This is a genomic window from Bacillus sp. RCC_6_1, assembly GCF_041360755.1.
Taxonomy (GTDB): domain Bacteria; phylum Bacillota; class Bacilli; order Bacillales; family Bacillaceae_G; genus Bacillus_A; species Bacillus_A cereus.
The window spans coordinates 167,558-193,440 of record NZ_JBFUPV010000001.1 but is presented as its reverse complement, the minus strand read 5'-3'; the positions used below and the strand labels follow the sequence as shown (position 1 = coordinate 193,440).

Sequence of the window (25,883 nt, the reverse complement as noted above, 5' to 3'; positions counted from 1 at the left end):
AGTATGTATAAGAGCCATTCTAAAATTTGTAATCTGTGAATTAGGAAAATATTGAATGCTCCAGGTCAGTACACTTTCTTGCCTAAACGTATTTACGAAAGTGACCTCAATATTTTTAATTAAATCAACGGGAGAATTGAAAGGCAGGAGAAAGTAACATGTCAGAAAATTATCGTTCTCGCGAGGAGCGACGACAAGTTAAAAAGAAAAAACAACCAGCTTCTAAAACACAAAAACCAAAAGGTAAAACATCATTTTTCCGCAAGTTTTTAATTACTTGTTTATTACTTGGTATTGTAGGTTTAGTGGCGGGGGTTGCTACCTTTTTCGTAATGATTAAGGACGCACCAAAACTGGAAAAAGCAAAACTTGTTAATCCGTTATCCTCAAAAATTTATGATAAAAACGGGGATTTGGTATATGAATATGGAAAAGAAAAAAGGACGAATGTTACGTATGATCAAATACCTAAATTAGTAGAAAATGCATTTTTAGCGACAGAAGATTCACGTTTTTATGAGCATAGCGGAGTAGACTTTAAAGGTACTGCCCGTGCTGTTTTAGTGAGTCTTAAAGGAGATTATGGCTCTCAAGGTGGAAGTACGATAACGCAGCAAGTTATTAAAAACTACTTCTTATCTATGGATAAAACACCAAAGCGTAAGGCGCAAGAAATATATTTAGCTTATAAGCTAGAACAACAGTATTCAAAACATGAAATATTAGAGATGTACTTAAATAAAATTAACTTAGGTAATCGTTCATATGGTATCGCAACAGCAGCACAAAACTACTATGGTAAAGAATTGAAGGACTTAACATTACCAGAAGTTGCGATGCTTGCAGGTTTACCGAAAGCACCGAATAACTATGATCCAACGAAAAAAGAAAATGTTCAAAAAGCAACAGAAAGAAGAAATGTTGTTCTAAACTTAATGAATCGACATGGATATATAACAAAACAGGAAATGGAAGAAGCAATAAAAGTTGACGTAGAAAAGGGACTCAAGCCTGCAGCTCAACTACAAACAATGCCATACCCTGCATTTATGGATGCAGTTGTGAAAGAAGTAGAAAAAGAATTGCCAGATGCTAATATTGGTTCTGACGGTTTAGAAATTTATACAACGTTAGATCCGAAAGCACAGAAACTTGCTGATAATATTTTAAATAATAATATCATTGATTATCCAAACGATAAATTCCAAGGTGCATTCACATTTATGGATACGAAAACAGGAGAAGTTCGTGCTATAGGTAGTGGCCGTGGAGAAAATAAAGCTGTATTTAAAGGGCATAATATGGCAATTGAATTAGATCGTGCAGCTGGTTCAACGATGAAGCCAATTTTCGACTATGCTCCTGCAATTGAATATTTAAAATGGGCTACGTATCATCAAATCGATGACTCTCCATTTAAGTATTCAACGGGTCAAGAAGTTCGAAATGCAGATAGAAGTCATATGGGTCCAATTACGATGCGTGAAGCATTAAAAATGTCGCGTAATATTCCTGCAATTAAAACTGCAAAAGAAGTAGGGATTAGTAAATCAAAAGAATTCTCTGAGAAACTAGGTATTACATTTAATACAGCACCGACGGAATCGACAGCGATTGGTACAAATGAAGTATCGCCAACTGAAATAGCGGGTGCTTATGCGGCATTTGGTAATGAAGGTAAATATACGAAACCGCATTTTGTTAAGAAAGTCGTTTATCCAGACGGTAAGTCACAAAGTTTTGGACAAAAACCAAAACAAGTTATGACAGATTCTACCGCATACATGATTACTGATATGCTTCGTTCTGTAGTTACATCGGGTACTGGTACATCGGCAAATGTAGGCTCTTTAGATGTAGCTGGTAAAACGGGTACGACAAACTATTCATCAAAGCAATTAGCTCAATATAAAATTCCAGAAAGTGCAACTCGTGATAGTTGGTTTGCTGGATATACACCGCAATATACGATGGCAGTATGGACTGGGTATATGAAAGATGGTAAAGACGAGTATATTAGTAGTAAAAATACGAAAATTGCACAGTTGATCTTTAAAGAAATGATGAGCGAAATGGCTACAGATAAATCACGCTTTAAAATGCCAAGTAGTGTTATTCAAGAAGGTAGTGAGCTACGTATAAAAGGTGAAAAACGTGATTCATCGCCAAATACTAGCGTACCGGATACAACGGAGCAACCAAAACAAGATCAACAGCAAAAAACTGAAGAAGAGAAAAAGCAAGAAGAATTAAAGAAACAAGAAGAACTGAAAAAACAAGAAGAACAAAAGAAACAAGAGGAACTTAAGAAGCAAGAAGAACAAAAGAAACTAGAAGAGCAAAAGAAACAAGAAGAAGAAAAGAAACAAAATGAACAAAATAACGGAAATGGTCAAGGAACGACACCTCCAGCAAATAACGGAGGAGGCCAAGGAACGACACCTCCAGCGAATAACGGAGGAGGCCAAGGAACGACACCTCCAGCGAATAACGGAGGAGGCCAAGGAACGACACCTCCAGCAAATAACGGAGGAGGTCAAGGAACGACACCTCCAGCGAATAATAATGGAGGTCAAGGAACTCCAACCCCACCTGCAACAGTACAACCAAATAATGGTGGAAATGCAGGAGAGGTTCCTGCCAATAATGGACAATAAGAAAAATTTATAAAAAATATTAAAAAGCACTTAAGATTTGTGAAAATTACAATCTTAAGTGCTTTTTTCATTTTGCTACAGAAAATGTAATGTTAAGGGCTAGATAGAAGAAAAAGAGTGAATTAACGTAAAGAGAGAAAAGTCTACTTGCAAATGATGGTATGTGTTGGTTATCCCGCAAAGGGACTAACTATGATGAATCATATAAAGTATTAAATAAGTAAAAATTATATTCAAATCTTTAATAAATGTCTTTCTTTAACGGTTACTTTAGTTTGGAAAACAATTAAAAAGTCGAATTTCTTATTTAAGGAATTCGACTTTGTTATGTTGAAACTGGATTAAAGGTTCGCCTTATTAAAATGTAGGGGTAATACAGTGATAGCTATTAAATGTTAAACGTACCATGAAAATTTTGGAAAAAAATTGAAGGGAAATGATAAAAGACTTGAGTCGGAGGTAGTGGAGGATAACTATGGCTATGAATGGGAGTACTACTGGGGTGTGTACCATGATGCCAAAATGATGGGGTAACTTGACCGGGAATTTGATATTGCTGCCAAGTTGCGGGAAGTTCAATTCCTACATCGGAGCTAGCTGTATGAACTGCAGGAACATGTATCCCAGGAGTCGAAGGAACTACGGCAGTTACTCTTAATAATACCCACATGAAATATTCACTCCTAAGTTGAGTTAATAAATTAGTATATTCTTTTCACACGTATAAAGGTACATATATAGGACTTTCGTTTAAAACATGCGTACAAAGTCTTAAGACTAATGTAAGCTGATGGTGGACTATTTAATATGAAAAGATACGTCTATTTGCGGAGGGAAAAGAGATAAAAAAAATATACAATGAGGGTGTTAATCGTAATATTTTACGAGTGTATGGAGGTATTTTTATGGAACGATTATGGACGAAATCATTTATTCAAATGACTTTCGCAATGTTATTTTTATTTACAGGATTTTATTTACTTGTTCCAACGCTCCCGCTCTTTATTAAAGAGATAGGTGGCAATGAATCGCAAGTTGGACTTATGATGGGGATGTTTACAATAGCTGCTGTTGTAATACGACCGATTATTGGAGGAATGTTAGATCAATATGGTAGAAGATCCTTTATTATTTTCGGACTCATCTTTTTTGGCTTAACGATGTACTCCTATAATATAGCATCGACTATTGTCCTTTTAGCTGTTTTACGTGTTATTCACGGAGTAACATGGGCTGTTTCTACAACAGCTGTTGGAACAGCAATAACGGATATTATTCCAGATTCACGCCGCGGTGAAGGTATGGGTTGGTATGGGATGGCGATGACAATTGCAATGGCGATTGGACCTATGATTGGATTATGGGTTGTGCAAAATTATTCATTTGATGGTCTATTTTTATTAGCGACGTTGTTATCTTTTATGGCAGTTGTATTATCATTAATAACGAAGATCCCATTTACGCCACAAAAAGAAAAAGGGAAAATTCAGCTATTTGAGAAATCCGTATTAACAATCACGATTGTAGTATTCTTTTTATCGTTTGCATATGGAGGAATAACAACCTTTTTACCGTTATTTGCATCATCAATTCATGTAAACCCGGGAACTTTCTTTCTTGTATATGCAATTGCATTAACAATTGTAAGACCAATTTCAGGGAAACTATTAGATAAGTATGGAGAAGTATTCATCATACTTCCAGCATTATGTATTACTATTTTAGCTATAGTTGTTTTAACTATCTCAAATGGTTTGATAGGTGTAATTATCGCAGCAACATTATACGGTATTGGATTTGGTTCAGCGCAGCCAGCTTTGCAAGCGGCAATGCTTACAATTGTCGATCCGAGTAAAAGAGGAGTTGCAAATGCTTCATTTTTTACAGCGTTTGATTTAGGAATCGGGTTAGGTGCTATTTTACTTGGAGTTGTTTCACAAATGTTTGGTTATCGTATTTTATTTTCAGGGAGTGCAATTTCAGCATTGATAGCCTTAATTATTTTCGTCTTCTTTGTAAAACAACGATTAGGAAAAAAAGAGTTTGCGTAAACTGGAGGAATAAAGATGAGAATTTCAATTGATCGTAAAGCTCTGCAATGGTTCCAGGAAGAATTACGTATAAAGCACGGTGAATCTGTACGTTTTACTGTAAGGTACGGAGGGGATAGTTCAATTCAGCCCGGATATTCTTTAGGGGTTGTTGCTGAGAAACCCGATGGCGAAATAGTGTCAGTTGAGAAGGAAGGTATTATATTTTTTGTAGATTCTGATGATCTTTGGTATTTTCAAAACTATGATTTATTTGTAAGTTATCATGAGGAAATGGAAGAAATTCAATTTAATTATGTAAAATAATAACTTTATTAAAAATGAATAAGTTTTATATAAAAATTATATTTAAGAGATAGTGAAATAAATATCATATAGTAACGAGCTGTATTTATGTACAGCTCGTTTTTTCTATTTCTCAAATAAAATTAGAATAATTGTATATTTGGCGGTGTTATATGAAAAATCTTTATATTTTGTTTTTGAAAATACGCAAAGAAGTCTATCCTTTCTTTATAAAATATAAGAATTATTTTCAAAAAATTGTATTGTTACAGTAAGAAAAGTGTAGGAAACTTATCATTATAAAATAAATTGAAATCTTCTAAAAACTCTGATACATTGAAATAGAAATGTAGTTTCACAATATTGTAAAGGCTTACAGTTATGTGCACGAAGATCTATTAGGATTGGAGGAAATAATGATGAAAGCTGAAGAGAAATTTTCCCCGGGATTAGATGGTATAGTGGCAGCGGAGACGAAAATCTCGTTTCTTGACACAGTAAAAGGTGAAATTGTAATTCAAGGGTATGACTTAATCGAACTCTCAAAAACAAAAGAGTATTTAGACATTGTGCACCTTTTATTGGAGGAACATCTACCGAATGAAGATGAAAAAGCAACACTTGAAAAGAAATTAAAAGAAGAATATGCAGTACCAGAAGGTGTGTTCAACGTACTAAAGGCATTGCCTAAAGAGACGCATCCCATGGATGGATTACGTACAGGTGTGTCAGCGTTAGCTGGTTACGATAATGATATCGAAAACCGCTCGTTAGAAGTGAATAAAAGCCGAGGGTACAAGCTGTTAAGTAAAGTGCCAAACATTGTAGCGAATAGCTATCATATTTTAAATAATGAGGAGCCAATTGAACCTCTTAAAGAATTATCTTATAGTGCGAATTTCTTCTATATGTTAACTGGTAAAAAACCAACTGAACTTGAGGAAAAGATCTTTGATCGTTCCCTTGTTTTATATAGTGAGCATGAAATGCCAAACTCTACATTTACAGCTCGCGTTATTGCATCAACACAATCAGATTTATACGGTGCTTTAACAGGTGCAGTTGCATCTTTAAAAGGAAGTTTACATGGCGGTGCAAATGAAGCGGTTATGTACATGCTTTTAGAAGCTGGTAATGTTGAGAAATTTGAAGAGTTATTACAGAAGAAACTATATAACAAAGAAAAAATTATGGGCTTTGGACACCGTGTTTATATGAAGAAGATGGATCCAAGAGCACTTATGATGAAGGAAGCTTTAAAACAGTTATGTGATGTAAAAGGTGATTATACACTATATGAAATGTGTGAAGCTGGAGAAAAGATTATGGAGAAGGAAAAAGGAATTTATCCAAATCTTGATTATTATGCAGCTCCAGTATATTGGATGCTAGGTATTCCAATTCAACTTTACACCCCAATCTTCTTTAGCTCTAGAACAGTGGGGTTATGTGCGCACGTTATTGAGCAACATGCAAATAATCGTTTGTTCCGTCCACGTGTAAATTATATTGGCGAGCGACATGTACTTAGTAAATAAGAACAACTGGGGAGTTGTTAGCGCCGCCCGCCAGATGGGTGTTTGACCGACACCCATCATTAATAATAACGAATTTTCGACAGAAAGGGAAGGATAGCATGATTAAAACAAATGAAATTAAGCAAAAAGATGCATTATTAGAAGAGATTACCGATTATGTATTAAATAAAGAGGTTACTAGTGCAGAAGCATTCAGTACAGCCCGTTACGTATTACTTGATACACTTGGATGTGGAATTTTAGCACTGCAATATCCAGAATGTACGAAATTACTAGGACCAGTTGTGCCAGGAACAATCGTGCCAAATGGTACACGTGTACCAGGTACGTCTTATGTACTAGATCCAGTAAAAGGTGCATTTAATATCGGATGTATGATCCGTTGGTTAGACTATAACGATACTTGGCTTGCAGCAGAGTGGGGACATCCATCTGATAACCTAGGCGGAATTTTAGCAGTTGCAGATTATATTAGCCGTGTTCGTATTTCAGAAGGAAAAGAAGCTTTAAAAGTACGTGAAGTATTAGAAATGATGATTAAAGCACATGAAATTCAAGGCGTGCTTGCTTTAGAAAACAGCTTAAACAGAGTTGGTCTTGACCATGTATTATATGTAAAAGTAGCAACAACTGCAGTAGTTGCGAAAATGCTTGGCGGAACACGTGAAGAAATCTTTAATGCATTATCACATGCGTGGATTGATAATTCTAGTCTTCGTACATATCGTCATGCTCCAAATACGGGCTCACGTAAATCATGGGCTGCAGGTGACGCAACGAGCCGCGGTGTTCATCTTGCAATGACTGCTCTAAAAGGTGAAATGGGTTATCCAACAGCATTATCTGCGCCAGGATGGGGATTCCAAGATGTATTATTCAATAAACAAGAATTAAAATTAGCAAGACCACTAGAGTCATATGTAATGGAAAATGTATTATTTAAAGTGTCATATCCAGCAGAATTCCATGCACAAACGGCTGCAGAATGTGCAGTGAAGTTGCATCCGGAAATTAAAGAGAGATTAGATGAAATTGACCGTATTACAATTACAACTCATGAATCAGCAATTCGTATTATTGATAAAGAAGGTCCATTAAATAACCCAGCTGATCGTGATCATTGCTTACAATACATTACGGCAATTGGTTTATTAAAAGGAGATATCGTTGCAGACGATTATGAAGATGCAGTAGCAAACGATCCACGTGTAGATGAATTACGTAATAAGATGGTTGTTGTTGAAAACAAACAGTACAGTTTAGATTACCTTGACCCGAACAAGCGCTCAATCGCCAACGCTGTTCAAGTTCACTTTAAAGATGGCACAGTAACAGAAAATGTGGAATGTGAATATCCACTTGGTCACCGCTTCCGTAGAGACGAAGCAATTCCAAAAGTTGTTCAAAAATTCACTGCAAATATGGCAGGTCATTATTCTAGTAAGCAACAAGAACAAATTCATGAAGTTTGTTTAAATGAAGAAAAACTAGAAAATATGAATGTAAACGAATTTGTAGATCTATTCTTAATTTAATAATAGGGGGAATTTAGAATGGCTTGGGTTGTGAAAAAGCAGTCAACACAAGAGGAGCTTGCGAATCGATTCCGAGCTTTAGTAGAAGCAAATGAAATTTTGCAAATTCCAGGTGCTCATGATGCAATGGCAGCTCTTGTTGCAAAAAATACAGGTTTTTCAGCTCTTTATTTATCAGGAGCTGCTTATACTGCAAGTAAAGGCTTACCAGATTTAGGTATCGTGACGTCTACTGAAGTGGCTGAGAGAGCAAGAGATTTAGTAAGAGCTACAGACTTACCTGTTCTTGTTGACATTGATACAGGATTTGGTGGTGTACTAAATGTGGCGAGAACAGCTGTAGAAATGGTGGAAGCGAAAGTAGCAGCTGTCCAAATTGAAGATCAGCAATTACCAAAAAAATGTGGACATTTAAATGGTAAGAAACTTGTTACTACAGAAGAATTGGTTCAAAAAATTAAAGCGATTAAAGAAGTTGCACCGAGCTTATACATTGTAGCACGTACTGATGCTCGCGGCGTTGAAGGATTAGATGAAGCAATTGAAAGAGCAAATGCATATGTAAAAGCAGGTGCAGACGCAATTTTCCCTGAAGCGCTTCAATCAGAGGAAGAATTCCGTCTATTTAATAGTAAGGTAAATGCACCTTTGCTTGCGAATATGACTGAATTCGGAAAAACTCCATATTATAGTGCAGAGGAATTTGCGAATATGGGCTTCCAAATGGTTATTTATCCTGTAACTTCACTTCGCGTTGCAGCGAAAGCATATGAAAATGTGTTTGCTTTAATTAAAGAAACAGGTTCTCAAAAAGATGCACTTTCTAATATGCAAACGAGAAGTGAATTATACGAAACAATTTCATATCATGACTTTGAAGAGTTAGATACTGGTATTGCAAAAACAGTATTATCAGAAGATCAATAGATAAAGCAGCGAAGGCGATGAAAATACATCTTTGGCAAAATAAAATGCTTGATGTGAAAAATCATCGCCTTCTATTTTCAAAAAAGATATTCCACTCATCGTAGACGAGCATAAGCAAAAAGCTATGACAGCCGAATGATAGGGGGATACATATGGAGAAAACGAAGTTACCATGGGATGAATTTTTTTCACTTAATAAAGATATAAATCATACTTACTTTACACCAGAAGATTTTTCAGGTGATGAAGATTTAATCGCAAAAACGACAGAACAATTCGTTAAACAAGAAATTGTTCCACAAATGGAGAATATTGAACAACATAACTATAAAGTTTCTCGTCAATTATTTGAGAAAGCTGGGGAACTTGGATTATTAGGCATTGAGGTACCAGAAGATTATGGCGGGTTCGAGTTAGGAAAGGCTGTCTCAGGTCTTGTAGCAGAGAAAATGGGTTACGCTGGTGCGTTTAGCGTTTCTTTTAATATACACGCTGGTGTCGGTACATTGCCTTACATATATTATGGAACGAAAGAGCAAAAAGAAAAATATTTACCGAAAATCGCATCGGGAGAATGGATTGGGGCTTATGCTTTAACGGAGCCAAATGCTGGTTCGGATGCATTAAGTGCAAAAACAAGCGCCGTATTGAATGAAGAGGGAACAGCTTGGAAGTTAAATGGTGAGAAGCAATGGATTACAAATGCTCATATGGCAGATGTATACGTTGTTTTTGCGAAGACAAATAAAGGAATGACAGCGTTTATTGTCGAAAGAACATGTGAAGGTGTATCTATTGGATTAGAAGAAAAGAAAATGGGGATTAAAGGTTCTTCAACAGCGACTCTTATTTTAGAAGATGTTGTCATCCCTGCTGAAAATGTTTTAGGGGAAGTTGGGAAAGGGCATCACGTAGCCCTTAATATTCTTAACTTTGCTAGACTTAAACTTGCTTTTGGAAATATTGGAACAGCAAAACAAGCAATTGGTTTGTCGGTTCAATATGGAAAAGAGCGAAAACAGTTCCAAACGGAATTAGTAGACTTTACGATGATTCAAGAGAAAATTGCAAATATGATTATTGCTACATATGGAGCCGAAAGTGCAGCTTATCGTACAGCAGGTGTAATCGATGAAGCAATTCATGAGAGCGATGAAGATCTTATGAAGAAAATGTCCCAATTTGCAATTGAATGTGCACTGAATAAAGTAAATGCTTCTGAAACACTTGCTTATATCGTAGATGAAGCTGTACAAATTCATGGTGGTTACGGTTATATGCAAGAGTATGAGGTAGAACGATTATATCGTGATGCAAGAATTAGTCGTATTTTTGAAGGAACGAACGAAATTAATAGATTAACAGTTGCTAAAATGTTAATGAAGCAAATCGAACAATTAGAAGACACTGAAGTAGAAAGTGATGTAGCAAATGTAGAAAGAAACCATCGTTACATTTTATTAGCGAAAAAATTGTTGAAACAATCTTTGAAAACGCTCTCTAAAACTCCAGGTCTAAAAATTGACCAAGAACAAGAATATTCACGTGTAATATCAAATATGTTGACGGACGTGTACATCATGGAATCAGCGTTTTTACGTACGAGAAAAGCAGTACGTAAAAATGGAGAGGAAAAAGAACGTACGAAGCAACTCATAACGGATGTTATTTGTGAAGAAGGATACCGTAAAGTAGAAGAAGCGGCGATTTCTGTACTTTCAGCAGCTGTCACAGAAGAACAAGATAGAAATGTGATTTTAGCTGAAATCCGTCAATTATTAGTACCTTTATACACGAACGTATTTACGAAGAAGAGAGAAATTGCGAAAGCTATTATAAATCGTGGGAAATATATTGTGTAAATAGGAGGAAAGCGATATGAAAAAGATTGGTTTTATCGGTTTAGGTAACATGGGTCTTCCAATGTCAAAAAATCTAGTTAAATCAGGTTACACAGTATATGGCGTGGACTTAAATAAAGAGGCGGAAGCGTCCTTTGAAAAAGAAGGCGGAATTATCGGTCTATCAATCTCAAAACTAGCAGAAACATGTGATGTAGTTTTTACAAGTTTACCTTCACCTCGCGCTGTTGAAGCGGTATATTTTGGAGCAGAAGGATTATTTGAAAATGGTCACTCGAATATAGTTTTCATTGATACAAGTACGGTATCGCCGCAGTTAAACAAACAATTAGAGGAAGCTGCAAAGGAAAAGAAAGTAGACTTTTTAGCAGCACCTGTGAGCGGTGGTGTAATCGGAGCCGAAAACCGAACATTAACGTTTATGGTTGGTGGATCAAAAGAAGTATATGAGAAAACGGAATCTATCATGGGCGTACTAGGCGCGAACATTTTCCACGTTAGTGAGCAGATTGATAGTGGTACAACTGTTAAGTTAATTAATAACTTATTAATTGGTTTTTATACAGCTGGTGTGAGTGAAGCTTTAACATTAGCGAAAAAGAACAATATGGATTTAGATAAAATGTTTGATATTTTAAATGTAAGTTACGGTCAAAGTAGAATTTATGAACGTAATTATAAAAGTTTTATAGCACCTGAAAACTACGAGCCAGGATTTACTGTGAACTTATTGAAGAAAGATTTAGGATTTGCAGTTGACTTAGCTAAGGAAAGCGAACTCCATTTACCGGTAAGCGAAATGTTATTAAACGTATATGACGAAGCGAGTCAAGCTGGATATGGTGAAAACGATATGGCTGCTTTATATAAGAAAGTTAGCGAGCAATTAATTTCTAATCAAAAATAAATTATACAAAGGAGAGAATACAATGATTACAACTGAAATTAAACGAGTAAAAAATCACATTAACGGTGAGTGGGTTGAATCGACAGGTACGGAAGTAGAAGCAGTTCCAAATCCAGCGACTGGAAAAATTATCGCTTACGTTCCACTATCTCCAAAAGAAGATGTTGAAAAAGCTGTTGAAGCGGCAAAATCAGCATTCGAAACATGGTCTAAAGTACCAGTTCCAAATCGTTCAAGAAATTTATATAAATATTTACAGCTATTACAAGAAAACAAAGATGAGCTTGCAAAAATCATTACGCTAGAAAATGGTAAGACGCTAACGGATGCAACAGGTGAAGTACAGCGTGGTATTGAAGCGGTAGAACTTGCAACATCTACGCCAAATTTAATGATGGGTCAAGCACTTCCGAATATCGCTAGCGGAATTGATGGATCGATTTGGCGCTACCCAATCGGAGTTGTTGCTGGTATTACGCCATTTAACTTCCCGATGATGATTCCGTTATGGATGTTCCCACTTGCAATTGCTTGCGGTAATACATTCGTATTAAAAACATCTGAAAGAACGCCACTTTTAGCGGAGCGACTTGTAGAATTATTCTATGAAGCAGGTTTCCCAAAAGGCGTATTAAATTTAGTACAAGGCGGAAAAGATGTTGTAAATAGCATTTTAGAAAATAAAGATATTCAGGCTGTTTCGTTCGTTGGCTCTGAGCCGGTAGCTCGTTACGTATATGAAACAGGTACGAAACACGGAAAACGTGTACAAGCGTTAGCAGGTGCGAAAAACCATGCGATTGTAATGCCAGATTGCAATCTTGAGAAAACAGTACAAGGTGTAATTGGATCTGCATTTGCAAGTAGTGGAGAGCGCTGCATGGCATGCTCAGTAGTAGCAGTAGTGGATGAAATTGCTGATGAATTCATTGATGTATTAGTAGCAGAAACGAAAAAATTAAAAGTAGGCGATGGCTTTAACGAAGAGAACTATGTTGGACCATTAATCCGTGAATCTCATAAAGAGCGCGTTTTAGGCTACATTAATAGCGGTGTAGCAGATGGGGCAACTTTATTAGTAGATGGCCGTAAAATTAATGAAGAAGTTGGAGAAGGTTACTTTGTAGGTGCGACAATCTTTGATGGCGTAAATCAAGAAATGAAAATTTGGCAAGATGAGATTTTTGCTCCAGTATTAAGCATTGTACGAGTTAAAGATTTAGAAGAAGGTATTAAACTAACAAATCAATCTAAATTTGCAAATGGTGCAGTTATTTATACGTCAAACGGTAAACATGCACAAACGTTCCGTGATAATATCGATGCTGGTATGATCGGTGTAAACGTAAATGTTCCAGCACCAATGGCATTCTTCGCATTTGCAGGAAATAAAGCGTCATTCTTTGGTGATTTAGGTACAAATGGCACAGATGGCGTTCAATTCTATACACGTAAAAAAGTTGTAACTGAGCGCTGGTTTTAATATAAAATAAACAGCCAAATTAGTTATTAAATGAAAACCACCACTATTAATAGTGGTGGTTTTCATCTTGTTAATTACTTTTTTCAAAAGCAAGTTTAATACCAAAACCAATTAAGACGACTCCCGTTAACCCTTGAATATAACGCTGCGTCTTCGGTTTTTTCATAAAAGCACTAATTTTATCAATTAAAAATATATAAAAAGCGAACCAAATGGCTGTTAAAACGAGGTAAGTAAGGCCCATTACGAGTAGTTGGATAAACGTATTATGATTTGGATTTAAAAATTGCGGTAAAAACGTTAAAAAGAATACTGCAACTTTAGGGTTTAATAAATTCGTAAGAAACCCTTGTCGAAAGCAAGAGGTGTGTTCATCTTCATTATTTAAAGATATATCGTTCGTATCAATGCCTTCTTTATTTCTTACTGCTAAAAGGGCTTTAATACCAATATAAATTAAATATAGAGCCCCAACGTACTTGAAAATAGAAAATAAAAGAGCTGACTTTACAATAAGTGCAGAAAGACCAATTACAGCAGCTAAAGTATGAATTAATAGTGCAATACATGTACCAAACACTGTTTTCACTCCACCGACTTTACCAGCAACCAATGTATTTTTCGTAGCCATTGCTGTATCTGGACCAGGTAAAATGATAAGGCAAATAGACATAATGATGAAAAGAAGATAATTTTCTATCATAGCCGCCCCTCCTTTTTATTTTTAGAATATTTGATTAAAATCAGTGTAGCACAAAAATGGATTTAATAAAATTAAATTTTGTTAAAAATAATTAAATAAAAAAGGCTATATAGTAGCTGTAATTACACTACTATATAGCTTCGATTTTATCCCGCTATTTGCGGGTAGTAAGATTTTCACCGCACAAGATTTAGCTGAAGCAAAGAAGTTAGGTAGGGGATGAACGAAACACCCCCTCATGACAATTTCATTTTATGCATTAAGTAAGTTAAAGAAACGATTCACATCTTCTTCTGAAACGTCACTTAACTGTTTATATTTATAATTCGGATTTTGATCTTTATCAACGACAACGGAGCGTACTCCTTCGAAGAAATCTTCATGTCTCATGAAATTTTTAGCAAGTATAAGGTCCGTAGCGAAACATTCTTCAACGGATTTATCTTTTCCATCAATAAACTGTTTTAATGTTACTTTTAGTGAAATAGGGGATTTTGATAACAGTGTTTCTTTCGTTTTTAGAGCAAAGGAACTTTCATCTTTCTCCAATGAATGGATGATTTCTTCAATTGTATCGAAAGCAAAATGTGAATTGATTACTTCTAATGAAGGAGCGAGCTCGCTTTCTAAGTTTGGAGCAGTTGCAAATGTACGAATAACTTCTTTTAAATTAGTATGTACATCATCTTCTTTATGCCAATTTACACTTTCAAGTTCAGTAAGAAACTCTGGTAATGAATCAGATGTCATAAAGTAATCAGCAGCATTAATAAATAATACGTCAGAAGCTTTTAAAATAGATGCTGTTAAAGCAACGAATCGTCCTGTATATCCAGGCGCTTTATTTAAGAAATATGCAGCTCCGACGTCTGGGAAGAAGCCAATATTCATCTCTGGCATTGCCCATTTCGTACGCTCAGTTACAATGCGATACTTCGCACCATTTGTAAGACCGACACCACCGCCCATTACAATTCCATCTAAACAAGCAATAATCGGTTTTGTATATTGATAAATATATGTATCAATTTCATACTCTTCTTCAAAAAAACGTTCTGCATGTTGCAATGCCACTTCATTGGAACGCGCTTCATAAAGAGTTTTAATGTCGCCGCCTGCACAAAAACCTTTTGTGCCAGCTCCTTTTAACACGATAAGTGCAATACGCTCATCGTGTTCCCACTCTTTAAGTTTTTGTCCGATAGGTTGTAACATGTCATAAGATAAAGAATTAAGTGCTTTTGGACGGTTTAAAGTAATTGTCGCAACGCCGTTTTCACTAACAGAAAATAAAACTTGTTCAGTCATAATGCATCCTCCCTTACATATCTTCTTATTCTTAATTCTTGATATGTACTGAAATGTCCTTTATAAATTTTGTCAAAAGTTGACGGTAAATATTAATTTGGTCACTGCATATTTTGACGAGTTATCTTTGCAGGATTTCAGAGACTGAGGGGGAATATTACAACATTACTGTAAGTGTAATTATTTGAAGTTATAATGATAAAAGCGCTATTATATAGGTGTGAAATGTTCATTATCAATTCTAAAAGTGTGTTTGAAGAAAAAATAAATCGTACAATTGTAATAAAAAATTTTACACTGAATTAGAAATAGAGAAAGGAGAAATCGGAATGCCAGGACCTTTACTATTGTCGGTTATTATTTTGTCTTTTTTAATGATAGGAATAACGCAGTATTTTCATCATACAGATACGACAGAAGAAGTGAAGGATAAAGTACGTCTCGTATTTCCGATTTTTATAATATCTATTTCATTCTGTATTTTATTAAATAAAGATGGCTACATTGTCGCAGTGTTCTCATTTTTCGTCGCAATCGTCTTAATTACCGTTTTATATTATGTAATGAAAGACTTTATACAAAAATAAAGATGTCATAATAGACATTTTTATTTTGGGGAAAATATAAAATTTCACATACCGTATTTTATATAAAATACATAAAACATATAACAATAGAAAAGTGTGTACTTTGCTGTGTATGTACTTGTCAATCTTGCATAGCCACTATACTATTAAAATGTAGAGATTATAAAAAGGGGTTGTATCTATCATGAAATTTGAGATGCACACAAAAATTATTTCAAATGAAAAAGAAGTAAGATTACATATTGAAGAAAATATATTTCAATTAATATTGGATGGTTATCACTTATTTACAGTTCAAGAAATATTGCCTTTATATAAATCAAATGAAGAAAGAATTGGAAGTGCAACGATATTGAAGCTAGAGTGGGAGAACGGAAAAACTACAATAAACTATCAACTCGTTTCACTAAAATCAGTAAATTAAAAGGAGTAGAAAAATATGAAGTTATTTCATACAGCGGATTGGCATTTAGGTAAGCTTGTTCATGGCGTGTATATGACTGAAGACCAAAAGATTGTATTAGATCAGTTTGTACAGGCTGTTGAAGAAGAAAAACCAGATGCTGTAATTATTGCAGGGGATTTATATGACCGAGCAATTCCACCTACAGAAGCAGTAGACTTATTAAATGATGTGCTGCAAAAAATAGTTATTGATTTGCAAACACCAGTTATTGCGGTAGCTGGTAATCATGATAGTCCGGATCGTATCCATTTTGGAAGTAGTTTAATGAAAAAACAAGGATTACATATTGCAGGTCAATTTCAATTCCCGTATGAACCTGTTGTACTAAATGATGAATATGGAGAGGTTCACTTCCATCTAATACCGTATGCAGACCCAAGCATAGTGAGGCACGTGTTGAAAAATGAAGACATACGTTCTCATGATGATGCGATGCGCATTTTTATGAATGAGCTCTCTGAAACGATGGATAAAGAAGCTAGACATGTATTTGTTGGACATGCATTTGTAACTTCTTCAGGAGAAGCGGAGGAGAATACAAGTGATGCAGAACGACCACTTTCAATTGGTGGTGCTGAATATGTAAATAGTCATTATTTTGATAAGTTTCATTACACAGCGCTTGGACATTTACATCAAGCGCATTTCGTACGTAATGAGACGATTCGATATTCAGGTTCACCACTTGCCTATTCAATTTCTGAAGAGAAACATAAAAAAGGCTATTACATTGTACAACTGAATGAAACTGGTGAAGTAGCAATTGAAAAAAGGTTACTTTCACCACGTCGTAAAATGCGAACAGTAGAAGCGAAAATAGATGAATTATTACAGCACCCAGTAAGTGAAGATTACGTATTTGTAAAATTATTAGACGAAAACCCTGTCTTACAGCCAATGGAGAAAATACGATCTGTATATCCAAATGCAATGCACGTTGAAAGAGCGATGCAAAGGCGAGAACTCACAGATACAAATGAAGTAACTGTTTCAAGACATAAAACGGATGATTTATCTCTTTTAAAGGCTTTCTATAAAGAAATGAAGGGGTTAGATTTATCAGAAGAGAAAGAACGCCTATTTATAGATGTATTACAAACAGTGCAAGAACGGGAAGGTGAACGAGGATGAGACCGATTCAGCTTATTATGACAGCATTCGGGCCATATAAACAGAAAGAAATAATCGATTTTGAAGATCTTGGAGAACATCGTATTTTCGCTATTTCTGGGAATACAGGAGCTGGAAAAACAACGATTTTTGATGCGATTTGTTATGTGTTATATGGTGAGGCTAGTGGCGAAGAACGTAGTGATACGAGCATGCTTCGAAGTCAATTTGCTGATGATAATGTTTATACAAGTGTTGAATTAACCTTTCAGTTAAAAGGGAAACGCTATGAAATAAAACGACAACTTGGACATAAAAAACAAGGGAATAAGACTATTACAGGACATGCAGTAGAATTATATGAAGTTATTGATGGAGAAAACGTTCCAGCCGTCGATCGTTTTCATGTAACAGACGTAAACAAAAAAGTGGAAGATTTAATTGGGTTAAGTAAACATCAATTTAGCCAAATTGTTATGTTACCCCAAGGGGAATTCCGAAAACTATTAACATCTGAGACGGAAAACAAAGAAGAGATTTTACGTCGTATTTTTAAAACGGATCGTTATAAATTAATGCGTGAGTTACTTGATCAAAAGAGAAAACAATGGAAAGACGTCTTACAAGAAAAACAAAAAGAGAGAGAGCTCTATTTCCGTAATGTTTTTAAATTACCAATCCGTGATGGAGCATTATTAGAGACATTAGTGGCACAAGAACATGTAAATACGCATCAAGTAGTAGAAGCGTTAGAACAAGAAACAACCGTGTATAAGGCAGAGGTTGAGCAATTACAAGTAGAACAAGATGTTCAAACGAAGCAATTAAAGGATGCAGAAATACGTTTTCATGCAGCAAAATCTGTAAATGAGAAATTTATAGATTTACAACAAAAGAATGAGAAATATAACACTTTACAAGAGAACCGTGCAGCAATTGAAAGGAAAGAAAAATTCTTTAAACGTGCGGAACAAGCAAAGCACTTATTACCATTTGAACAATGGTATGAAGAAGCGATGGAAAATGAGCAGAAAGCTGAAAGTTTGTTAAAACAGATAATCGTCAAACAAGAACAGATAATGAATAGCTTTGAACTTGCTCAGGAGAAGTATGAAGTAGTAAAGAATAAAGAAGCTGAACGAGAAGAGGCTAAAAAACTTGTTCAAAGATTAGAAGAGTTACAAGCGATTATTGAATCATTAGCTGAGAGAAAGCTGAATTTACAAAATGCCGAAATTCAAATAGGGAAATTAAAAGAAAGTATGCAAAAGTTAGATCAACAACTAGAAGAGCATACAAACCAAAAACAGAGAATGTCTGATGAATTGCAGCAATTAGAACAAGCACTTGAGCAATATGTAGCTAAAGTGGAAGAACTAACGAATATGCGAGAAGATGCAAAAGTTTTAAAACAAGCATATGATGTTTGGCAAGAAAAACAAAAATTCGAGCAAGAAAAAGAAGCGGCAAATAATAAAATGCAAGTGGCAGTTCGTGCATATGAAAACATGGAGCGCCGCTGGTTAAGTGAACAAGCTGGTATATTAGCTCTTCATTTACATGACGGTGAATCTTGTCCGGTATGTGGTAGTACGAGTCATCCACAAAAAGCTACAGAGCAAAGTAATGCGATCGATGAAAAAGAGTTAAACGATTTAAGAGATAAGAAGAACATTGCTGAAAAATTCCATGTGCAAGTAGAGGAGAAATGGAATTTCTATCGACTACAATATGAACAAGTGATAGAAGAAGTTGTGAAGCGCGGCTACAATTCGGAAAAATTAGCTGAAACATATAGTGCACTTGTTCAAAAAGGAAAACAATTAGCTGCAGATGTTAATACGTTAAAAGCAAGTGAAGAAACACGTAAGCAGATTGCTGCGAACATGAAAAGCGTAGAAGAAAAAATAGAAGAACTTCAGAAACAAAAACGAGAATTGGAAACAATGCAGCACCGTACAGAAATGGAGTGTATGCAACTTCGTACGTCATATGAACATGATAAACGAAATATTCCAGAAAACTTACAAACAGTACAAGCTTGGAAAGCACAGTTTGACCAAGCTATGCAGGAACTTAGGTTAATGGAGGACGAATGGAAGAAAGTGCAGGAAGCGTATCAGCATTGGCAAAATGAAAATATACGTATTCAAGCAGAACAAAAAGGTGCTTCTAATCAATTTGAAAGTGCAAAATTAAAGAAAGAAGAGACTTTCGCACGCTTTATGAAAGAGCTAGAACAAAGCGGGTTTACAGATGAATTCACGTATAAAAAAGCCAAATTAAGCGATCCCGAGGTGGAGATGTTACAAAAAGAAATTCAAGGTTATTATTCATCGCTTGAAGTGCTTGCAAAACAAATTGAAGAGTTAAACTCAGAATTAAAAGATAAAGAGTATATGGATATTACATCTTTAGGTGAACACATAAAAGAACTAGAAATTAATCTCGATATCATTAAAGAAAAACGTCAACGTGCGCAAAATGCGGTAACATATATTTCTGATTTACATGAAAACATTAGACGTATTGACGAACAAATTCACGAGGAAGAAAAAGCCTTCCAAGAACTTGTTGATTTATATGAAGTAATGAAAGGTGATAACGAAAGTCGTATATCATTTGAACGTTACATCTTAATTGAGTATTTAGAACAAATTGTTCAAATCGCAAACGAACGACTACGTAAATTATCAAATGGACAATTTTATTTAAAACGAAGTGAGCGAGTTGAAAAAAGAAACCGTCAAAGTGGATTAGGTTTAGATGTGTACGATGCATACACTGGCCAAACACGCGATGTAAAAACACTATCCGGTGGAGAGAAATTTAACGCATCACTTTGCCTAGCGCTAGGAATGGCAGATGTCATTCAAGCATATGAAGGCGGTATTTCCATCGAAACGATGTTCATCGATGAAGGGTTCGGTTCATTAGATGAAGAATCGTTAACGAAAGCGGTAGATGCCTTAATTGACTTACAAAAATCAGGCCGATTTATCGGTGTCATCTCACACGTTCAAGAGCTGAAAAACGCAATGCCAGCTGTATTAGAAGTAACGAAGCAGAAGGATGGGTGTAGTCAGACTAGGTTTGTGGTGAAGTAAGCTTAGAAAATGGAGTAGGGAATCTACCGATACTTTTAGTGTCATATGTATGAATAATAAAACGTCGTCTCTTCATATTGGAGGCGACGTTTTATTTTATAAAATATCTATGAATTATCTGTAGAAGGCGGCGTATTCTCCAAACGATTATAAGTTTTAAAGGCTGAAATTGCTGAGATAACCCCGCCTACTAAAAATAAAGCGGATCCTCCAACTAAGATGATACGACTGACATATGTTTCCCGTGCTTCTTCGACTTCTTCTTGTAACGCTGTAGGCATATGAATCCCCCCTTTATAAAAGTTGTTTTATAAATAGTATATACAAACGCCTAAAATGTGTTAAAATAACTGATGATTTTATGCAGTGGGTAATTAGATGAGTAGGATGCGAGTGGCTAAGTAAATCTTCATCATAAATTTATGTGAACTTCACATAGAGCACATATTAACATTGTATTATGTATATGTACCAAATAAATAAATAAAGTGAATGTAAGTTCTGTTTTCAAAAATTTAAAATCCTTTTATTTCTATATGAAAGTTTTAATCAAGGGTTTTAAAAAATTTGGAAATAGATCTTATGAATATGGAATTCATATAAAAGGGGAATGTCTTATGACAACATATACGAGTGAAATGAGAAAAACTTTAGTTTCAGAAGAAGATGTAGATATTTTAAAAATTATGGCGCATCCAATCCGACTGCAAATTGTAAATGAATTAAGTACGAGAAAAACTTGTAATGTAACACAATTAACAGAGTTACTGAATATTCCGCAATCTACTGTTTCACAACATTTATCAAAAATGAAGGGTAAAGTGTTACGAGCAGAGAGAAGAGGTTTAGAAATTTATTATCATATTAACAATTTAAAAGCGAGTAAGATTGTTAATGTTTTAGGGTATATAAACTAGTGAAATATTTTTATATAAAATAGCCCCTGCTGTTGAGCAGGGGCTATTTTGTGTTGTTTTATGTATTTGTATTTAAAACTTTATAGTTTTTATGATTTACAATTGTTCGATCAAATTCAAAAGTACCACCGCTTACATTTGTAATTTCAACTAAGACCGATTCAGTATAAAGTTTTAATACAGATCCTGTAATCTTTAAATTATTTCGTTGAAAAAGTATAGTATCCCCTACGTTTGCTTTCATAGTACCTCCTCATTAAAGACAGAAATATTTTTTTATTATATATATTAAACCACGGATAGATATATTAGTGAATATTTAGTTTTATTTATTGGAAAAAAATTTGTGATTTTATAAAAAATAAGGTGGATTGAAGTATAAAAAATTTTTCTATTGTATTTCATCCTTCGTTTTTTGTAACTGATTCCATGTTTTTGACGCTCTATCTTGTAAGTGCTTACATAAACAAAAACATCTTATACAATGAAGGTGTCAAATCAAAAGAGGTGACCAAAATGAACATAAAAAAAGTAAATTTAGCGAATAGCATTGAAATAGAAAGAGGAGGCGGAAAGGTATGAAAAAATCAACTATTAATCCATGGCTTGTTGTCCTTGGCACAGTTATAGTACAAATGGGGCTTGGGACGATATATACATGGAGTTTATTCAATCAGCCTTTAGTTAGTAAATATGGTTGGAGTCTTAACGCTGTTGCGATAACTTTCTCAATTACTAGTCTTTCTTTAGCATTTTCAACTTTATTTGCGAGTAAATTGCAAGAAAAATGGGGACTTCGTAAACTTATTATGATAGCTGGATTAGCATTAGGACTAGGATTAATACTTAGTTCACAAGCATCCTCACTAATATTACTTTATGTACTAGCGGGAGTTGTTGTAGGTTATGCAGATGGTACAGCATATATCACTTCACTATCAAATTTAATAAAGTGGTTTCCAGAGCGTAAAGGTTTAATTGCTGGTATTTCTGTCTCTGCATATGGTTCAGGTAGCTTAATCTTTAAATACGTTAACGCACAGTTGATTGAATCAGTTGGTGTATCCCAAGCATTTATATACTGGGGTTTAATTGTTACAGCTATGATTGTAATTGGTGCTTGTTTAATCCATCAAGCTGCAGATCAAGGAGCAGTTCATGAAACAAAAACTGAGGAATACACAACGAAAGAAATGTTAGGCACAAAACAAGTATACTTATTATTTATCATGTTATTTACATCATGTATGAGTGGCTTATACTTAATTGGTATGGTAAAAGACATTGGTGTTCAACTTGTAGGACTTAGCGCAGCAACAGCAGCTAATGCGGTGGCTATGGTTGCAATCTTCAATACATTAGGTCGTATCATTTTAGGACCGTTATCGGATAAAATTGGGCGTTTAAAAATCGTTACTGGTACTTTTGTTGTTATGGCGAGTTCAGTCTTAGTTCTAAGTTTTGTAGATTTAAATTATGGTATTTACTTCGTATGTGTAGCAAGTGTAGCGTTTTGCTTTGGTGGAAATATCACTATTTTCCCAGCTATTGTTGGTGATTTCTTCGGTATGAAAAACCATAGTAAGAACTACGGAATTGTGTATCAAGGATTTGGATTTGGGGCGCTTGCAGGTTCCTTTATCGGTGCACTTCTAGGTGGATTCAAACCAACGTTCATGGTAATAGGTGTATTATGTGTCGTGTCATTCATTATCGCAATTTTAATTCAAGCACCTAAGCAGAAAAAAGAAAAAGAAGAAGAGTATCGCAGCGTAGCATAAGTATATAAATCTTCTATAACAATATGATTACGAAAAAGCATCCTATTCTATTAATTAGGATGCTTTTTTTATGAGTTATTTTAACAAGGTTAAATTACTTTTATGATTTTCATAGATGTAAAAGTGAGTGAAATGCCTATTTGGATTATATTGAAATACAATAAATTGATACATCGTATTCGAAATATATATTAAATCTTAAATGACAAAAAAGACATTCATTAGTATTTGTAAGATATATTTTCAGAAAAATATTGAGAAAATATATACTTGAGTTTTTCATAAAGCATTGTAAATGAACGTATCTCTAGTTTAGTTTCTTCAATTTTAAAAAGAGGACTTTGAATTTTATTTATAATATAAGTACTTTTAATGCGTTTACATATGATTTTATTAAGAAGCATTAAAATGGTTTATCTGAAAAATAAAAAAAGATTGACAAGTTTATTGAGAAACATTATCATTTCGGTGTAAGATGGTAAATGAAAAACATTATCAATAAAATGGATTTTAAAGTAATGCGCACTTGACCAATTAGTTTAGTAAGTGTATTATTTTTTACAACACAACTGATAATGAAAATCAATATCATCGGTGTTACTTAATGAAATTAATGTTTATGTGAAAGGATAGAGAAAATGAACTTAGGGGAATTTGATGGGAAAACAGTTTTAGTAACAGGTGCAGCACAAGGCATAGGCAGTGTCGTTGCCAAAATGTTTTTAGAAAGAGGAGCCACAGTTATTGCGGTTGATCAAAATGAAGAGGGGTTAAATGTACTCTTAAATCAAAATGAATTAAACAATACACGTATGAAAACGTTTCGTTTAGATGTGAGTGATAGCGCCGCTGTTGAAGACATGGTAAATCATATTGCAAATGAAATAGCGCCAATAGATATTTTAATAAATGTTGCAGGGGTTTTACGTATGGGACCAATTCATTCGTTAAGTGATGAAGATTGGAATAAAACATTCTCTGTAAATACTACAGGGGTTTTCAATATGTCCCGAGCGGTAAGTAAAAATATGATGTTAAGAAAATCGGGGGCAATTGTTACAGTCGGTTCAAATGCGGCAAATACGCCAAGAATGGAGATGGCTGCGTATGCTGCGTCAAAGGCCGCAACGACGATGTTTATGAAATGTTTAGGACTAGAGCTTGCGGCATACAATATACGCTGCAACTTAGTTTCTCCAGGTTCTACTGAAACTGAGATGCAAAGATTACTATGGGCTGATGAGAATGGAGCTAAAAATATAATTGCTGGTTCTCAAAATACATATAGACTCGGAATTCCATTACAAAAAATTGCACAACCTTCAGAAGTTGCTGAAGCAGTGTTATTTTTAGCCTCAGATAGAGCAAGTCATATTACAATGCACAATTTATGTGTTGATGGCGGTGCTACGTTAGGAGTTTAATAAAAATTCAGGAGGTTATTATATTATGAATGAACATATAGCTGTAAAGGAATTGTCAGAAAAACTTTTAGAAGATTATAAGACTGAATCTTCATTCTTTTTCGCTTCACCAACTCGAACGATATTAGCAGAAGGAGAGTTTACTACAGTAAAGCATCGTGAAATTGAAAGTTTCCCAGAGCTTGTGCAAGCGACATTAAGTAATGCGAAACAAGCTGGAAATCCAAATCCTATCGTTGTGGGTGCTTTGCCATTTGATCGTAGAAAAGAAGTCCAACTCATCGTACCAGAATATAGCAGAATTTCTGAGCGTTTACAATTGGATACAACAAATCAGCTTGAAACAAATGAGAATGTAACATTTGAAATGACACCAGTGCCAGACCCTGAAGTTTATATGAATGGTGTGAAGCAAGGAATTGAAAAAATACAGGACGGTGATTTAAAGAAAATCGTTCTATCCAGATCGTTAGATGTTAAATCTTCCGAAAAGATTGATAAGCAAAAACTTCTGCGAGAATTAGCAGAGCATAATAAGCATGGTTATACATTTGCTGTAAATTTACCGAAAGATGAAAAAGAGAACAGTAAGACGCTAATTGGAGCAAGCCCTGAATTACTTGTTTCACGTAATGGTATGCAAGTTATTTCTAACCCGTTAGCTGGTTCAAGGCCACGTAGTGAGGACCCAGTAGAAGATAAAAGAAGAGCAGAGGAATTACTTTCTTCGCCAAAAGATTTACATGAACATGCGGTAGTAGTTGAAGCGGTTGTCGCTGCACTTCGTCCGTATTGTCATACATTACATGTTCCAGAAAAGCCATCAGTTATTCATAGTGAAGCGATGTGGCATTTGTCTACAGAAGTGAAAGGTGAACTTAAGGATCCAAATACTTCTTCTTTACAATTAGCAATTGCCCTTCATCCTACGCCAGCAGTTTGCGGAACTCCGATGGAAAAAGCAAGAGAAGCTATACAGCATATTGAGCCATTTGACCGCGAGTTCTTTACAGGAATGCTAGGATGGAGCGATTTAAATGGAGATGGAGAATGGATTGTTACAATTCGTTGTGCTGAAGTACAAGAAAATACACTTCGTTTATATGCAGGAGCTGGAGTTGTTGCTGAGTCAAAACCAGAAGATGAGTTAGCAGAAACATCAGCTAAGTTCCAAACAATGCTAAAAGCTTTAGGGTTAAGAGATAGTTCACTTAATGAAAAATAGGGGGAAGAAA

Annotated in this window: 22 protein-coding genes; 17 read left to right on the top strand and 5 right to left on the bottom strand. The window is 35.0% G+C overall.

The window, feature by feature from the left end:
- The first annotated feature begins 158 nt into the window (after positions 1-158).
- On the top strand, positions 159-2,657 hold the full coding sequence (locus AB6801_RS00850; protein WP_001293942.1) for a transglycosylase domain-containing protein: 2,499 nt from the start codon (positions 159-161) through the stop codon (positions 2,655-2,657).
- A gap of 388 nt (positions 2,658-3,045) precedes the next feature.
- On the opposite strand, the gene AB6801_RS00845 is transcribed toward AB6801_RS00850, so the two are convergent.
- Positions 3,046-3,327, bottom strand: a complete 282-nt coding sequence (locus AB6801_RS00845; RefSeq protein WP_000270088.1) for a hypothetical protein — start codon at positions 3,325-3,327, stop codon at positions 3,046-3,048.
- A gap of 235 nt (positions 3,328-3,562) precedes the next feature.
- Between AB6801_RS00845 and AB6801_RS00840 the strand changes: the two genes are divergently transcribed.
- The 8 genes from AB6801_RS00840 to AB6801_RS00805 all read left to right on the top strand — a co-directional run bounded on the left by AB6801_RS00840 (position 3,563) and on the right by AB6801_RS00805 (position 13,245).
- Complete coding sequence (locus AB6801_RS00840; RefSeq protein WP_000440662.1) at positions 3,563-4,708, top strand: MFS transporter; 1,146 nt, start codon at positions 3,563-3,565, stop codon at positions 4,706-4,708.
- Positions 4,709-4,723: 15 nt separating this feature from the next.
- Positions 4,724-5,014, top strand: coding sequence for a HesB/YadR/YfhF family protein (locus AB6801_RS00835; protein WP_001222842.1), 291 nt, complete (start codon positions 4,724-4,726; stop codon positions 5,012-5,014).
- Positions 5,015-5,409: 395 nt separating this feature from the next.
- Complete coding sequence (gene mmgD, locus AB6801_RS00830; protein ID WP_001987369.1) at positions 5,410-6,531, top strand: citrate synthase; 1,122 nt, start codon at positions 5,410-5,412, stop codon at positions 6,529-6,531.
- A 98-nt stretch (positions 6,532-6,629) separates the two neighbouring features.
- Positions 6,630-8,066 (top strand): 2-methylcitrate dehydratase, encoded by a 1,437-nt coding sequence (gene prpD / locus AB6801_RS00825; RefSeq protein WP_000598123.1) that lies wholly within the window; start codon positions 6,630-6,632, stop codon positions 8,064-8,066.
- A gap of 18 nt (positions 8,067-8,084) precedes the next feature.
- Positions 8,085-8,993 carry a methylisocitrate lyase gene (gene prpB, locus AB6801_RS00820; protein ID WP_000312639.1) on the top strand — a complete coding sequence of 303 codons (909 nt, stop codon included), beginning with the start codon at positions 8,085-8,087 and terminating at the stop codon, positions 8,991-8,993.
- 152 nt (positions 8,994-9,145) lie between these two features.
- Positions 9,146-10,855 (top strand): acyl-CoA dehydrogenase family protein, encoded by a 1,710-nt coding sequence (locus tag AB6801_RS00815; protein ID WP_000415991.1) that lies wholly within the window; start codon positions 9,146-9,148, stop codon positions 10,853-10,855.
- Positions 10,856-10,871: 16 nt separating this feature from the next.
- On the top strand, positions 10,872-11,762 hold the full coding sequence (locus tag AB6801_RS00810; RefSeq protein WP_000719408.1) for an NAD(P)-dependent oxidoreductase: 891 nt from the start codon (positions 10,872-10,874) through the stop codon (positions 11,760-11,762).
- 22 nt (positions 11,763-11,784) lie between these two features.
- A complete protein-coding gene (locus AB6801_RS00805) occupies positions 11,785-13,245 on the top strand; it encodes a CoA-acylating methylmalonate-semialdehyde dehydrogenase (RefSeq protein ID WP_000633364.1) in 1,461 nt (486 codons plus the stop codon).
- Between the two features lie 70 nt (positions 13,246-13,315).
- Here AB6801_RS00805 and AB6801_RS00800 read toward each other — a convergent pair whose 3' ends face one another.
- Together AB6801_RS00800 and AB6801_RS00795 are read right to left on the bottom strand one after the other, a co-directional pair.
- On the bottom strand, positions 13,316-13,948 hold the full coding sequence (locus AB6801_RS00800; protein WP_000572358.1) for a LysE family translocator: 633 nt from the start codon (positions 13,946-13,948) through the stop codon (positions 13,316-13,318).
- 252 nt (positions 13,949-14,200) lie between these two features.
- On the bottom strand, positions 14,201-15,256 hold the full coding sequence (locus tag AB6801_RS00795) for an enoyl-CoA hydratase/isomerase family protein (RefSeq protein ID WP_000139776.1): 1,056 nt from the start codon (positions 15,254-15,256) through the stop codon (positions 14,201-14,203).
- 329 nt (positions 15,257-15,585) lie between these two features.
- Here AB6801_RS00795 and AB6801_RS00790 point away from each other — a divergent pair, with 329 nt between their 5' ends.
- From AB6801_RS00790 to AB6801_RS00775, 4 genes are all read left to right on the top strand, one after another.
- On the top strand, positions 15,586-15,843 hold the full coding sequence (locus tag AB6801_RS00790; RefSeq protein ID WP_001119404.1) for a hypothetical protein: 258 nt from the start codon (positions 15,586-15,588) through the stop codon (positions 15,841-15,843).
- 184 nt (positions 15,844-16,027) lie between these two features.
- Positions 16,028-16,267 (top strand): DUF2584 family protein, encoded by a 240-nt coding sequence (locus AB6801_RS00785; protein WP_000667346.1) that lies wholly within the window; start codon positions 16,028-16,030, stop codon positions 16,265-16,267.
- A 15-nt stretch (positions 16,268-16,282) separates the two neighbouring features.
- Positions 16,283-17,440 (top strand): exonuclease SbcCD subunit D, encoded by a 1,158-nt coding sequence (locus AB6801_RS00780; RefSeq protein ID WP_000765146.1) that lies wholly within the window; start codon positions 16,283-16,285, stop codon positions 17,438-17,440.
- Complete coding sequence (locus AB6801_RS00775; protein WP_001247413.1) at positions 17,437-20,526, top strand: AAA family ATPase; 3,090 nt, start codon at positions 17,437-17,439, stop codon at positions 20,524-20,526. Before AB6801_RS00780 ends, AB6801_RS00775 begins: the two co-directional genes overlap by 4 nt.
- 107 nt (positions 20,527-20,633) lie before the next feature.
- On the opposite strand, the gene AB6801_RS00770 is transcribed toward AB6801_RS00775, so the two are convergent.
- A complete protein-coding gene (locus tag AB6801_RS00770) occupies positions 20,634-20,807 on the bottom strand; it encodes a hypothetical protein (protein ID WP_001141667.1) in 174 nt (57 codons plus the stop codon).
- A gap of 336 nt (positions 20,808-21,143) precedes the next feature.
- On the opposite strand from AB6801_RS00770, the gene AB6801_RS00765 reads away from it, so the two are divergent.
- Complete coding sequence (locus AB6801_RS00765; RefSeq protein ID WP_000214801.1) at positions 21,144-21,443, top strand: ArsR/SmtB family transcription factor; 300 nt, start codon at positions 21,144-21,146, stop codon at positions 21,441-21,443.
- Positions 21,444-21,501: 58 nt separating this feature from the next.
- Here the strand turns inward: AB6801_RS00765 and AB6801_RS00760 are convergent, their stop codons facing one another.
- Positions 21,502-21,687, bottom strand: a complete 186-nt coding sequence (locus AB6801_RS00760) for a YkvS family protein (RefSeq protein WP_000646793.1) — start codon at positions 21,685-21,687, stop codon at positions 21,502-21,504.
- Positions 21,688-22,021: 334 nt separating this feature from the next.
- On the opposite strand from AB6801_RS00760, the gene AB6801_RS00755 reads away from it, so the two are divergent.
- The 3 genes from AB6801_RS00755 (at position 22,022) to dhbC (ending at position 25,873) form a co-directional block, all read left to right on the top strand.
- Positions 22,022-23,224, top strand: a complete 1,203-nt coding sequence (locus AB6801_RS00755; protein ID WP_000749848.1) for an L-lactate MFS transporter — start codon at positions 22,022-22,024, stop codon at positions 23,222-23,224.
- Between the two features lie 638 nt (positions 23,225-23,862).
- Entirely contained in the window at positions 23,863-24,648 is a 786-nt protein-coding gene (dhbA, locus tag AB6801_RS00750) for a 2,3-dihydro-2,3-dihydroxybenzoate dehydrogenase (RefSeq protein ID WP_001048430.1), read from the top strand.
- Positions 24,649-24,673: 25 nt separating this feature from the next.
- A complete protein-coding gene (gene dhbC, locus AB6801_RS00745; RefSeq protein WP_001002076.1) occupies positions 24,674-25,873 on the top strand; it encodes an isochorismate synthase DhbC in 1,200 nt (399 codons plus the stop codon).
- Positions 25,874-25,883 lie beyond the last annotated feature (10 nt).